This is a genomic window from Enterobacter sp. 01-M-02-SI-ECC (assembly GCF_047530595.1).
GTDB classification, from domain to species: Bacteria; Pseudomonadota; Gammaproteobacteria; order Enterobacterales; family Enterobacteriaceae; genus Enterobacter; species Enterobacter cloacae_M.
Genome location: NZ_JBLKCZ010000008.1, coordinates 1 through 12,858, shown reverse-complemented (window position 1 = coordinate 12,858; position 12,858 = coordinate 1). Strand labels below are relative to the sequence as shown.

Genomic DNA, 12,858 nt, shown 5'->3' with positions numbered 1-12,858 from the left:
CTTACTCATCCGGGTTCAGACGACGACGGCTGATGATTCGCAGCAGACGCCACAGCACCCATGCCAGCAAGACCACGCTGACCGCCGCCAGGATGGCGAGCAGAACCGGATGGTTAGCCAGGGCATACCACAGGCGTTCGAACCACGGCAGATGGCCCACGTAGTACACGTCGCCCACGCGCAGGCTATTGACGCCGGACTCACGGATCACCGAAACGGAACCAAACATCGCGGCACGTTTACCGCTGTCGTTCATGGCCGTATTGAGCAGTTCATACCCGCGCGGGCTATCCGCCAGGAGAGCCACCACGCTACGCTGTTCGTTGTAAGGTGACTGGAAGCCCACCACCGCGGCCATTGCCCCCTGAGACGTTACGGTCGTCTGCGCGCTGGCCTGACGGTCGTTCACATCCGGCATAATGCTCGGGAACTCGGTCTGGCGCAGCGGCGTGTTAACCCAGGACTGGGCCGCTTTCACCAGCAGATCGATACGTTTGTCATCCTTCAGCTTATCCGGAATGGTACCGATCACCATGATGTCAGCGTCTTTGTTCTGGATCTGACTGCCATCGTCCGTCAACGTGACGTTAATCGCCGGTAATCCCGTCTGTCCCCCAACGGTCGCCATGGTATCCAGCAGGGTCGTGACCTGCCCTTCGCTTGGCGCTTTTGGCATCACAACGATGGACTCAGAGAGATCGGCCATGCGGCTGAACGGGAAGCCCGCGTTAGCAAAGGCGCGCAGATCCGGCATCGCCAGGAAGTGATAGTATTTCGAGAAGTCGATGGTCGACTCATCGCCAATCACAACGTGGTTCTGTACAGGCTGGAAGGTGATGCAGTTTTCCGCCGAGCCGCCAGGCATCGGGTTCATGTACTGGAAGTCAAAGCGCAGCTGGTTTATCGCGCCGAGCTTCAGTGCCGGGATGGAGACATCCGTTTTACCGTCCAGCAGCCCCTGCAGCACCGGCAGGCGAAGCATCAGGCGGTTAGTATCCTGCGTGCTTTGCAGGCTGAAGGATTGCAGGAACTGGTTGTTCAGGCTGATATCCATGCGCGAGCTGTCTTTGGTCGCTGGCGCGGTATAGCGGTAGTTCAGATTGATATCAATGCCGTTGGTGCGCAACAGATACAGATCCGGCGGCAGATTCAGTGACAGGCTAATCGGCGCTGGCTCAAGCCCCGTCGCCTGCAGCTGTTCTTCATAGGTTTTCAGCTCGCCAAATGTCACCGCACGGTCGGTACGCACCCAGTTTGGCGCATCATAAGGTTTACGCGCCAGCAGCGGTTTCACCTCATCCACCACCACGCTGTTGCCGCGGAACAGGACGTTGCCCTGGGCAATGGCTTTTGCGGCCTGCACCAGATCTTTATCGTCGCGGCCAAAGACCACCAGCAGCTTCACGTACGGGTTTTCCGGGTGGCTTATCATCTCAACGGTTGGCGCTTTGACGTCCGGATGATCGCGCAGGAAGGCCGGGCGTTTCGCGTTGGTCGCAAACACAATGGCATTTCTGTCCGGCAGTTTGTCATACATCGCCGGGAAGCTCTGTCCACGCCAGCCAGCACGTGAACCAAACCAGGACGCCACAATGGTGGCCGCCAGCTGCTCGGTCACGTCCGGGGATGATGCAAACACCATCGGCAGCGTGAGCGGACGGTTATCACGCGGATCGAAGAACGGAACCGGGAATGCCGAGAGATCGTTTTTCAGCGCCAGCGACTGGTAGGTCATCTGCAGCGAGGAGTTACGCCCGACGTCCATCCACAGCGTGTTGCTGGCCGGGTTTTCGCAGACATCGCGGTAGTGACCGACAAATTCCAGACGGATACGGTTAAAGTCGGTGATGAACAGCGGGTTAATCGGCACCTGCGCCTGGGTTTTCTTGCCCAGCTGCTCTTTGGTGACCGGCAGTACGTCCATCAGCTCATCATTCAGGTAAACCTTCAGCTGAGACTGTGTCGGCAGCAGGGACGGCGACGGCGTGTATTCAAGGTTCAGCACCGCATTAGAGACGACCTCATCGCTGCGCATGCCAAACTCAATGCCACCGTTAGGGTTGATGCCGCGCAGCACCATACTGCCCGGAGGCGGTGCAATTTGCGCGAAGGTCAGCTTCACGTCCCGCGACGGCGCATTGTCCGCAACGACGGGCGCATTCGCCCCCCGGACGCCCGGCATCACCTGCCCGATGACCTGGCCGTCTGCCGGCAGGGTGTTCCCCTCCGTTGGCTGGTTCGGCACGATATTTTCTGTTTGACCAGGTGCCGCGGTGACAACCGGATCGGTTGCTTGCGCGACGACAGGTACCGTTGGCGCAGGCGTTGCCGCTGCGTTACCAGGAGCTGCGTTAGCCATTGTTGCGGGGAGGACATTCATCCCCATTGCCACTGCACATAACCAGGAAAGTTTTGTTTTCATCGCGTTATCATCATTGTTGAGCCATAACCGGGTCCGCCTGCTTCGCCTCATCCCGCTCAGGACGACGAGGAATGAACGACACGACCCAGGAAACCAGCGAAGTAAGTGACCGGAAAATTAATTTCACCGACGACGGGGCGAATTCTGCAAGGTGACGATAGCCACGGAACCCCAGCTTCAGAATATCCAGCAGGCTTTCCAGAGGTTTATCTTCCGGGAAGCTGTCCTGCCAGAGAGCCCACGTGTCCGCGCGGGCAAACGTACACTGCACAAAATCGATATGTTGCTTTTTGGTCAACGGCATCAGCTGCAAACCGACTTCATTGCCCGCCACGCGCACAACCTGCGTCGGGAAGACATACTCCTGCTGGCCGCGCTTAAGCAGCAGGTTAACTTTCTGGCCTTCCAGCACCTTCGCCTGGCCGTTGATTTTGATCCCCAGACCACCGTCAGAGAAGTCGTGCACGGTACAGGAGAAGAGATGGCCATCTTCACGGGCGATCGCCGCAGGCATGCAGATTTCAACGCGATGCGCACGACGGACCTGTTTACTCTCCACCGACACCGCTACCGCGCCGCCGAGGATAATCAGGTTGTAGAAGACCCAGGCCATACTCACAAAGACGGTCAGGATTTCGTTTTCCGGGCCGTAGAAGTAACGCCAGATACCGGCGATGACGCCAACGATATTCAGCAATACCAGGAAGATATACGGACGGGATATCACCCAGTCGACGTACTCCTCTTCCACCAGGCCGCCCTTGGCGGTGACGTTAAATTTCCCTTTGTGCGGGTTAATCAGCGCCACCATCGTCGGCGGCGCGATATACCAGGCCAGCACCGTTTCGTAGATTTCACTCCAGAAGGAGTGGCGGTATTTACCCTGTATCTTCGAGTTCGTCAGGCTCGCGTGGATCATGTGCGGCAGAACAAACAGCGCAATCATCAGCGCCGGGGCGTAAATGATATAAGCGTGAAGGAGCAGGAACGCCAGCGGCGCGGTCAGGAAGATGAGCCGCGGGATACCGGATAAGAAGTGGAACATGGCGTTGACGTAGCAGAGACGTTGCGCCAGCTTGAGCCCTTTCCCAATCAGTGGGTTATCGAGACGGAAAATCTGCACCATGCCGCGCGCCCAGCGAATACGCTGACCAATGTGCGCCGACAGAGACTCCGTTGCCAGACCGGCAGCCTGCGGAATACGCATATACGCCGAGGTATAGCCACGACGGTGCAGGCGCAGAGAGGTGTGCGCATCTTCAGTGACCGTTTCGACGGCGATACCGCCAATTTCATCCAGCGGCTTACGGCGGATAACCGCACAGGAACCGCAGAAGAAGGTGGCATCCCACATGTCGTTCCCGTCCTGCACCAGGCCATAGAACAGCGTGCCTTCGTTCGGGGTTTTGCGGAAGCGACCAAGGTTACGTTCAAACGGATCTGGCGAGAAGAAGTGGTGCGGCGTCTGCATCATCGCCAGCTCTTTCTCCTTCAGGAACCAGCCCATGGTCATCTGCAGGAACGAGCGCGTCGGCACGTGGTCACAGTCAAAGATCGAGACAAACTCTCCTGTGGCATACTTCAACGCGTTGTTGATGTTCCCGGCTTTCGCATGCTCGTGAGTCGGACGGGCGATGTACTCGACGCCAACCTCCTCTGCGAACTGGCGGAACGCCGGACGGTTGCCGTCATCCAGGATCCAGACCTTGAGCTTGTCTTTCGGCCAGTCGATGCCCAGCGCGGCATAAATGGTGTTTTTCACCACGCTCAGATCTTCGTTGTAGGTTGGTACAAAGAGATCAACAGACGGCCACTGCGCGGTGTCTTTTGGCAGCGGAACCGGCTGGCGGTTGAGCGGCCAAATGACCTGGAAATAGCCCAGCACCAGCACGATCCAGGCGTAGGTTTCGGCAAATAGCAGCACCAGGCCGCATACCAGGCTGACCGGGTCGTCCCAGTTCAGGGTTGAAGTATAACGCCACCAGATGTAGCGACAGGAGACGGTCAATGACAACACAATCAGCATCAGCGCCGAGAAGCGGCCCGGAATACGGCGGACCAGCAGCGCCACGCCCCACAGCAGGATCAGGAAGGTGAACTGCGCCAGAGGGTTGAAAGGCTGCGTAATACAGACCAGCGCCAGAATAAGCGAGAACACGACGATCACGCCGAGGATAAAACGCCGCAGGCCCGGATGAAGATGCCCGAGCTCTTTATGGTTATCCAGATGGCTGGTCTTATCACTTACGCTGTTGGGCAGTCTGTCCAGCCACTGGTGGTAGCGCTCACGTAACTGCTGGACGCGGGAGAAGCTGCGCCAGTGCGGCGTTATTTTCTCTGAGCGGGATGACGTGACCACCAGCCAGATGGCCTGAATGAGATAGCGCGCCGGATCCAAAGGACGCGGCCGGTTGGGATTAATGTGCGGATATAGCTCACCGTGCCGGGCACGTATGCGCTGCCAGCGCGGGTGTTCGAGTGGAATAAACATCCAGGCCAGAATCATCCAGAAGCAGCCGAGCGCGGCGCTAAATGCCGAAGCACCGTGCCGGCGGAAATGCCGGTAATGTTCGCTCAAACGCGAACTGACCGGTGGGATGAGTAACCAGCTGGCGAGACGACTCATACAGAACTCCCTGCATGCTCCGCCCGGTTGGCGAAGTTCAGCAGACACCAGTTAGCCAGCGTCAGGATCTCTTCTGCCGCCAGTGAATCGCTGCGGTATTCGCCGAGCGGTTGCTTAGACGCAAGGCATTCCGCCATCCCCTCATCACGATGGATGACAATGGGAAGCAGACGGCGCTGGCTTTGCAGCCAGACCTGATACAGATCGTCCTGAATCTGGCTGCCAATGCGCAAATCGTTAATCAGAAGATGAGCGTTCTGAGGCAGCCCCTGCTGATGCAGGCGGATATGGCAGTTCGCATCGACGTTGACGATGGAAAGTATATGATCGCACTGGGCGATAAGCTGTCGGGTCAGCGTGCCGGCGCCGTGCGGCAGATCCAGCAGGATCCACTTGTAGTGTCCCTTTTCTTTCAGGGTTTGCAGCGCCAGCGTGAATTGCGAAAACAGGCGCTGATACGCGGCTTCATTCTCGCGTTCCGTGGTGGTCAGTTGCCCAAACGGCAGCAGATCGAGCTGGGAGGTATAGCGCATCCCTGCATCCTGCCAGTCTTTATCATCAAGCAGTGCCCGGGCCCAGCCCTCTTCACGAGAAAAGTCGACGTTAAACGACATACGCAACAAATTATCGGCGCAGGCGTCAATAACCAGCACCGATTCACCTAAAAGCTGTAATGACCACGCCAGCGCCGCGGTAACTGATGTGGTACCCACACCGCCACGGACACCCTGTAATCCGAGTATGGCCATCAATGGCTCCCTTATTGTTGATGGGCGAATTCAGCTAATAACGGCCAGCGTTTAATAGCCGCGGCCAACTGTTCCCGCTGGGAAATATCGGTGTAATCTATTTCAGGTAAAGAAAAGGCCTGCGTCAGCGCCAGAAAATCGTTTTGGAATGTGTAACCCAGAGTCGAGTCGACTGGGGTTCCAGGTTCGTTATTATCCATTCTTTTTCCATCCCTTTAAGGAAAATCGCACGCTAAAGAAGTTGCGGGGCTTCCTGCCCTGACAAATTTCATTTACATGCTAAATCTGATGTTCTTTAATTTCAATGTTAGGTTTATTTCTATGCTTTCGCTAGTAAACTGAGATACAGATAAATTAGACGAAAAGAGGGACACCGTGGACTCCATATTTTCTATTGGCATCCAGTCATTATGGGACGAATTGAGCCACATGCCAGTCGGAGGAGTCTGGTGGATTAATACGGACCGTAATGAAGATGCTATCAGTCTGGTAAACCAGACAATTGCTGCTCAGGATAAGGATTCCCGCGTGGCCGTCATTAGCATGGGCGAAGATCCGAAGAAAATTATTACGCTCGAAAGTGGTCGCGGCCCCCAGACGGTGCGATTATTTTCCATGACATCGGAAGCCGATAGTCTATACTTTTTGTCCCGCGACGTTCAGTGCTCTATTGATCCCGATCACTATTTAGTGATTCTGAAATGCGCAAATAACGTCCTGCAAAATATGCCCGCTGAAAAACTGCTGCCGTGGCTGGAAAAAATCAATAAATGGGCAAAATTTCAAAATTGCACGCTATTGATAGTCAATCCCGGCAGTAATAATGACAAGCTGTTTTCACTTTTAATGGGCGAATATCGCTCCCTGTTCGGTCTGGCAAGCGTTCGTGACCAGGCAGGCAGCTATCTCTACGATATTGCCTTCTGGTGTAATGAAAAAGGCGTGAGTGCCAGGCAACAGCTTACGCTGAAACATATCGAGGGCGAGTGGCACCTGGCGCAGCAGGAAGAAACCGTGGTGCAGCCGCGCAGTGATGAAAAACGCATCCTGAGCCATATCGCGGTTTTAGAGGGGGCACCCGCCCTGTCGGAAAACTGGACGCTGTTTGAATCTAACGAAGCCCTTTTCCATGAAGCCCGCACAACCCAGGCGGCAACTCTTATTTTCTCGCTGATGCAGAATAACCAGATTGAGACGCTGGCACGGCAAATCCACACCTTACGCCGCCAGCGCGGCAGTGCGTTGAAAATCATCGTGCGCGAAAATAATACCAGCCTGCGCGCCACCGATGAGCGCCTGCTTCTGGGCTGCGGCGCCAATATGGTTATTCCATGGAATGCGCCGTTGTCACGCTGCCTGACGCTTATCGAAAGCGTTCAGGGCCAGCAGTTTAGCCGCCACGTACCGGAAGATATTTCCACGCTGCTCTCCATGACGCAGCCGATGAAACTGCGTGGTTACCAAAAATGGGATACCTTCTGCGACGCCGTGGGCAACATGATGAACAACACGCTTCTGCCTGCTGATGGAAAAGGGGTTATGGTTGCCCTGCGTCCTGTACCGGGTATTCGCGTTGAACAGGCTCTCACCTTATGTCGCCCGAACCGTACAGGGGACATCATGACCATTGGCGACAATCGCCTGGTGCTGTTTTTGTCCTTCTGCCGGGTAAACGATCTCGATACGGCGCTTAACCACATCTTCCCCCTGCCTACAGGGGATATTTTCTCGAACCGTATGATTTGGTTCGAAGATAATACGATTAGCGCGGAGCTGGTGCAGATGCGTGCGCTCCAGCCTGAACAATGGGCCAAACCGCTCGCAATCAAGAGCGATGCCAAACCGATCCTCAATGCCAGACATGATGGACACGTCTGGCGTCGGGTTCCGGAACCCCTTCGCTTATTAACAGACAACGCGGAGAACGCATCATCATGAACATCAGCGATATCATTCAACTGGTTATATTCTGTGCGCTGATCTTTTTCCCGCTTGGCTACTATGCGCGCCATTCCATACGCCGTATTCGTGATACGGCCAGAGTGCTGTTTATTAAACCTCGCTATGTAAAACCAGCCGGAACACTGACACGGGCATCACACGTCAAGGCAGACCGAAAACATGACTAATTCTACCTATACCGCTTCGTCACCCTCGCCGCTCTGGCAATACTGGCGCGGCCTTTCCGGCTGGAACTTCTACTTTCTGGTGAAGTTTGGCCTGCTGTGGGCAGGCTATCTGAATTTCCATCCCCTTCTCAACCTGGTGTTTATGGCCTTCCTGCTGATGCCGCTGCCGAATATCAGGCTACATCGCTTGCGCCACTGGGTCGCTATACCTGTCGGCTTTGCGCTGTTCTGGCATGATACCTGGCTACCGGGGCCGGACAGCATTATGAGCCAGGGGTCGCAGGTGGCGGGCTTTAGCGCCAGCTATGTCCTCGATCTGACCGAGCGCTTTATTAACTGGCAGATGATGGGCGCGGTATTTGTGCTGCTGGTTGCCTGGCTGTTCCTGTCGCAGTGGATCCGCGTCACGGTGTTTGTGGTCGCGATTATGATCTGGCTTAACGTGCTGACGCTGGCTGGGCCGAACTTTTCGCTGTGGCCTGCCGGTCAACCGACCACCACGGTGACTACCACAGGGGGAAGCGCGGCGGCAACCGTCACAACGGCAGGCGATACGCCTGTGGTGGGCGATATCCCAACCCAGACCGCACCGCCGACCTCAACCAACCTGAACGCCTGGCTCTCCAGTTTCTATACCGCGGAAGACAAGCGACAGACTAAATTCCCGGATGCGCTGCCGGCGGATGCTCAGCCGTTTGAACTGCTGGTGATCAATATCTGCTCTCTCTCCTGGGCCGACGTGGACGCCGCCGGTTTGATGTCTCATCCGCTGTGGTCACACTTCGATATTCAGTTTAAAGATTTCAACTCTGCCACCTCGTACAGCGGCCCGGCGGCGATCCGCCTGCTGCGTGCAAGCTGCGGTCAGACATCGCATAAAAACCTGTATCAACCCGCCGGCAACCAGTGTTATCTGTTCGATAACCTCGCAAAGCTGGGCTTTACGCAGCACCTGATGCTGGGGCATAACGGCCAGTTCGGTAACTTCCTGAAAGAGGTGCGCGAACAGGGCGGCATGCAGGCACCGCTGATGGATCAAACCGGTCTTCCTGTCTCTCTGCTGGGCTTCGACGGTTCGCCCGTTTATGACGATACTGCCGTCCTGCAGCGCTGGCTGCAGACCATCGAAAAAGACAGTAATCCGCGCAGCGCGACGTTCTTTAACACCCTGCCGCTCTACGACGGTAACCATTTCCCGGGCGTGAGCAAAACGGCTGATTATAAAGTGCGTGCGCAGAAGTTCTTTGACGAGCTGGACGCGTTCTTCACGGAGCTGGAAAAATCAGGCCGTAAAGTGATGGTGGTTGTGGTGCCTGAGCACGGTGGTGCGCTGAAAGGTGACAGAATGCAGGTGTCGGGTCTGCGTGATATCCCAAGCCCGTCCATCACTAACGTGCCTGCAGGCATTAAATTCTTTGGGATGAAGGCACCGCATCAGGGCGCACCGATTGAGATTACACAGCCAACCAGCTATCTGGCGATCTCAGAACTGGTTGCCCGCGCCGTTGACGGGAAGCTGTTTGTGGAAGATAGCGTGAACTGGGATCAGCTCACCAGCAAACTGCCGCAAACGGCAGAAGTCTCAGAGAACGCTAACGCGGTCGTCATTCAGTATCAAAACAAACCTTACGTTCGCCTGAACGGCGGGGATTGGGTACCGTATCCGCAGTAACACGGTATGACGTCCCTCTTCCCATCGGGGAGAGGGACAATGTCGACATTATTGCTGGGCGATCCACACCAGCATTTTCAGACTTGCCGAATAGTAGTCGTCTTTAGCGGTGATTTCGGGTTCACCGGAAGACTGCCCCATAGTGAAATCACGTACAGCCAGCAGGCCGCCTTCCATCATGTAGGGCGCATATTCGTTGGTCGTCACGTTAACCCAGGCGGGCGTTTGTTCCCGGGGAAACTGTCCGAACCAGGCCTTCCACGGCGTCAGCAGCGGGCTTTGCTTATCAGACCAGGCAACGTACAGCGGAACACGAATCGCGTCATAGCTCATTCGCGGTGGCCAGCCTTTTGCGGGAGCCAGCTTGCCACCTGATGCCAGTGAAACCCAGTCAGTGGGCAGATTCGCTTTACCCGAGCCCATTTGCCCCAGCAGGCGTTTCCCGTCCTTAATCAAATCGCGCCAGACCGGCAAATGACTGCGTCTGGAGAAGGCCTGCCAGGCCGGAAACACGAAATAGGAAGGATTGAGGACCACTTCACCCTCAAGCTTAAACCCCTGGACGCCGGGCAGCATCACGCGGTAACCGGCATAGCGGATCACGCTGTGGTCAATCAGTGCTTTTGTAATTGCATCCGATGCGGCGCTGTAGCGTTTGTCATGCCAGCGGGCGTCGGCTTTCAGCAACGCCCAGGCAATCAGCACGTCGCCATCTGCAGCGTTGTTTTTGTCGGCGACCGGGTTGGACTCTGCGGGATTATAGCGCCAGTAAAACAGACCATTTTCTTTGTTCTTCAGCTGACTGTCTGTCCATTGCCAGAGCTTATCGAACGTGGCTTTATCGTCGTTGGCCACCGCCATCAGCATGGCAAAACCCTGACCTTCCGTATGCGACACGCCGCCATTACCGGTATCAACAATGCGGCCTTCCGGTTTGAAAAAGCGGGCCTTGTAACTCTCCCAAGCCCGATCCGCATGAGAGAGAGGCGAGAACAGCAGACTCATCATGACGGCCAGCGTTGCGCACACGGGTTTTCGCATAATTAACTCGATCCGGTTATTCGGCACTTCGCAGTGAAATCTCACCGCCCATCCAGGGTTTAGTCACGCCATCCTGCTCCAGGAGCAGCGCGCCCTGTGCGTCAATACCGCGTGAAGTCCCGTAGATCTCTTTATCACCAATCAGCAGTTTCACCGGGCGGTTAATGAAGTTATCCAGCTTTTCCCAACGAGACAGGAACGGTGCCAGCCCTTCCTGCTCAAAAAGCGTGAGTGAACTGCGCAACTCTTTAATCATACGCACGGCAAGGGTGTTACGATCGATGACGATCCCCGCCTCCTGGAGGTTAGTCCAGGCCTGATTCACCACATCATTTTGTACATTGCGCATCACCATGTTGAGGCCTGCGCCAATGACGATTTGCGCCGCATCGCCCGTTTTTCCCGTCAGTTCGACCAGAATGCCGGCAAGTTTACGATCGTTGAGGTAGAGGTCATTAGGCCACTTAACACGTACTTTATCCGCCCCCAAATCGTGCAGCACTTCCGCCATGACGATGCCGATGACCAGACTCAGGCCAATAGCAGCGGCCGGGCCCTGATCGAGTCGCCAGTACATAGACAAATAGAGGTTAGCGCCAAATGGCGAAAACCATTTGCGACCGCGACGGCCGCGACCGGCCTGTTGATATTCAGCAACGCAGGCATCGCCGGATGTCAGCTCAGGCAGACGATCCAGAAGATACTGGTTCGTCGAATCAATCACCGGCAGCACCGCAACATTGCCGTGTCCGATCTGGCTGCGGATCGTTTCTTCATTCAGCAATTGAATCGGCTCCGGCAGGCTGTAGCCTTTTCCGGGAACCGTGAACACATCAACACCCCAGTCGCGAAGCGTATGGATATGTTTATTGATAGCAGCACGGCTCATACCAAGCTGTTCACCCAGCTGCTCGCCAGAATGAAACTCACCGTCAGCAAGGATACCAATCAGGGTTAAGGGAATGGTATTGTCCTTCACGCGATAGCCTCCACGGCATTAACTTCACCTGTGCAGCCAATGAAGCGAACTTCTGGCTCCAGCCAGACGTTAAATTTTTCGCCCACACGCTGACGAACATAATGAGCCAGCTGTACAACATCATCGCTGGTCGCATCGCGTTGATTAATCAGCACCAGAGCCTGCTGCTGGTGAACGGCAGCACCGCCTACTGAAGTGCCTTTAAGCTGGCATTGATCGATAAGCCATCCCGCGGCAAGCTTGACGCTGCCATCCGCCTGAGGGTAATGTGGCGCGGCTGGCCATCCTTCAAGAAAGATTTTTGCATTTTCGCTGCTGATAACCGGGTTTTTGAAGAAGCTTCCAGCGTTTCCGTTTACTTTTGGATCGGGAAGTTTGGTCATCCGCATATGGCAAACGGAATCAAAAACGTCGCGGGCGGTTACGGTAGCCGGATCGAGACGCGTTAAATCCCCGTAGGTCAACACGGGCTGCCAGTTCTTCGACAGGCACAGACCCACGGCGACAATCACGTAGCGATCCTGATATTCATGTTTGAAGATACTGTCACGATAGCCAAACTGGCACTGTTCCGCCGTTAAACGTTTAGCCGTTCCGGTCGCCAGTTCGATGCAGTCGACATATTCGCAGACATGTTTCAGTTCGATGCCGTAGGCACCGATGTTTTGAATTGGTGACGATCCGGCGCAGCCTGGAATAAGCGCAAGGTTTTCCAGGCCCGGCATCCCTTTTTCGAGGGTGAATTGCACCAGATGATGCCAGTTTTCACCGGCCCCCACGTGCAGGTGCCAGCTATCGGCACGCTCTGCAACATCAATCCCCATGATGCGGTTAACGATTACCGTTCCCGCAAAATCATCGAGAAATAGGACATTACTTCCTTCGCCCAGAATTAGTACGGGTTCGTTATTTTCTGTTGCGCTTTGCCATGCATCCAGCAGCTGCTGTGCAGTATCGGCACGAACAATTTGTTTAGCATTGCGTTGAATGCCAAAGGTATTCCAGGGCTTAAGGGAGTGGTTCATAGACGCTATCCTGATGCAAAAACGCAGGTAGTTTACCGTATAAGCAGGGCGTTGGGGGATTAGTTTGTGCAGCGTATAAACGCAAAAAGGCCATCCTTTCGGATGGCCTCTTCACTTATTTGATGCCTGGCAGTTCCCTACTCTCGCATGGGGAGACCCCACACTACCATCGGCGCTACGGCGTTTCACTTCTGAGTTCGGCATGGGGTCAGGTG

10 protein-coding genes and 1 rRNA gene are annotated in these 12,858 nt (G+C 55.4%); 3 read left to right on the top strand and 8 right to left on the bottom strand.

The window, feature by feature from the left end:
* Window position 1: 1 nt before the first annotated feature.
* The 4 genes from bcsB to bcsR are packed head-to-tail and all read right to left on the bottom strand — an operon-like array spanning window position 2 to window position 5,997.
* Window positions 2-2,422 (bottom strand): cellulose biosynthesis cyclic di-GMP-binding regulatory protein BcsB, encoded by a 2,421-nt coding sequence (bcsB, locus tag ACMWLG_RS12475; RefSeq protein ID WP_045404774.1) that lies wholly within the window; start codon window positions 2,420-2,422, stop codon window positions 2-4.
* A gap of 10 nt (window positions 2,423-2,432) precedes the next feature.
* Complete coding sequence (gene bcsA, locus ACMWLG_RS12470) at window positions 2,433-5,048, bottom strand: UDP-forming cellulose synthase catalytic subunit (RefSeq protein WP_045404776.1); 2,616 nt, start codon at window positions 5,046-5,048, stop codon at window positions 2,433-2,435.
* Window positions 5,045-5,797 (bottom strand): cellulose biosynthesis protein BcsQ, encoded by a 753-nt coding sequence (bcsQ, locus tag ACMWLG_RS12465; RefSeq protein ID WP_023333774.1) that lies wholly within the window; start codon window positions 5,795-5,797, stop codon window positions 5,045-5,047. Before bcsQ ends, bcsA begins: the two co-directional genes overlap by 4 nt.
* Before the next feature lie 11 nt (window positions 5,798-5,808).
* Window positions 5,809-5,997 carry a cellulose biosynthesis protein BcsR gene (gene bcsR / locus ACMWLG_RS12460; protein ID WP_008503237.1) on the bottom strand — a complete coding sequence of 63 codons (189 nt, stop codon included), beginning with the start codon at window positions 5,995-5,997 and terminating at the stop codon, window positions 5,809-5,811.
* A gap of 175 nt (window positions 5,998-6,172) precedes the next feature.
* On the opposite strand from bcsR, the gene bcsE reads away from it, so the two are divergent.
* From bcsE to bcsG, 3 genes are read left to right on the top strand one after another with little or no spacing between them, the layout of a single operon-like run.
* Entirely contained in the window at window positions 6,173-7,735 is a 1,563-nt protein-coding gene (gene bcsE, locus ACMWLG_RS12455) for a cellulose biosynthesis c-di-GMP-binding protein BcsE (RefSeq protein WP_045404779.1), read from the top strand.
* Entirely contained in the window at window positions 7,729-7,926 is a 198-nt protein-coding gene (bcsF, locus tag ACMWLG_RS12450; RefSeq protein ID WP_024908822.1) for a cellulose biosynthesis protein BcsF, read from the top strand. The genes bcsE and bcsF overlap by 7 nt, the downstream gene beginning before the upstream one ends.
* A complete protein-coding gene (gene bcsG, locus ACMWLG_RS12445) occupies window positions 7,919-9,598 on the top strand; it encodes a cellulose biosynthesis protein BcsG (RefSeq protein ID WP_045619722.1) in 1,680 nt (559 codons plus the stop codon). Before bcsF ends, bcsG begins: the two co-directional genes overlap by 8 nt.
* A 48-nt stretch (window positions 9,599-9,646) precedes the next feature.
* Here bcsG and ACMWLG_RS12440 read toward each other — a convergent pair whose 3' ends face one another.
* The 4 genes from ACMWLG_RS12440 to rrf all read right to left on the bottom strand — a co-directional run.
* Window positions 9,647-10,639: a glycosyl hydrolase family 8 gene (locus tag ACMWLG_RS12440; protein ID WP_045404782.1), complete on the bottom strand. Its 993-nt coding sequence runs from the start codon at window positions 10,637-10,639 to the stop codon at window positions 9,647-9,649.
* A 16-nt stretch (window positions 10,640-10,655) separates the two neighbouring features.
* Window positions 10,656-11,618, bottom strand: a complete 963-nt coding sequence (gene birA, locus ACMWLG_RS12435) for a bifunctional biotin--[acetyl-CoA-carboxylase] ligase/biotin operon repressor BirA (RefSeq protein WP_023309597.1) — start codon at window positions 11,616-11,618, stop codon at window positions 10,656-10,658.
* Entirely contained in the window at window positions 11,615-12,643 is a 1,029-nt protein-coding gene (gene murB / locus ACMWLG_RS12430) for a UDP-N-acetylmuramate dehydrogenase (RefSeq protein ID WP_045404785.1), read from the bottom strand. The genes birA and murB overlap by 4 nt, the downstream gene beginning before the upstream one ends.
* A 124-nt stretch (window positions 12,644-12,767) precedes the next feature.
* Window positions 12,768-12,858, bottom strand: a 5S ribosomal RNA gene (rrf, locus tag ACMWLG_RS12425); the annotation flags it as partial.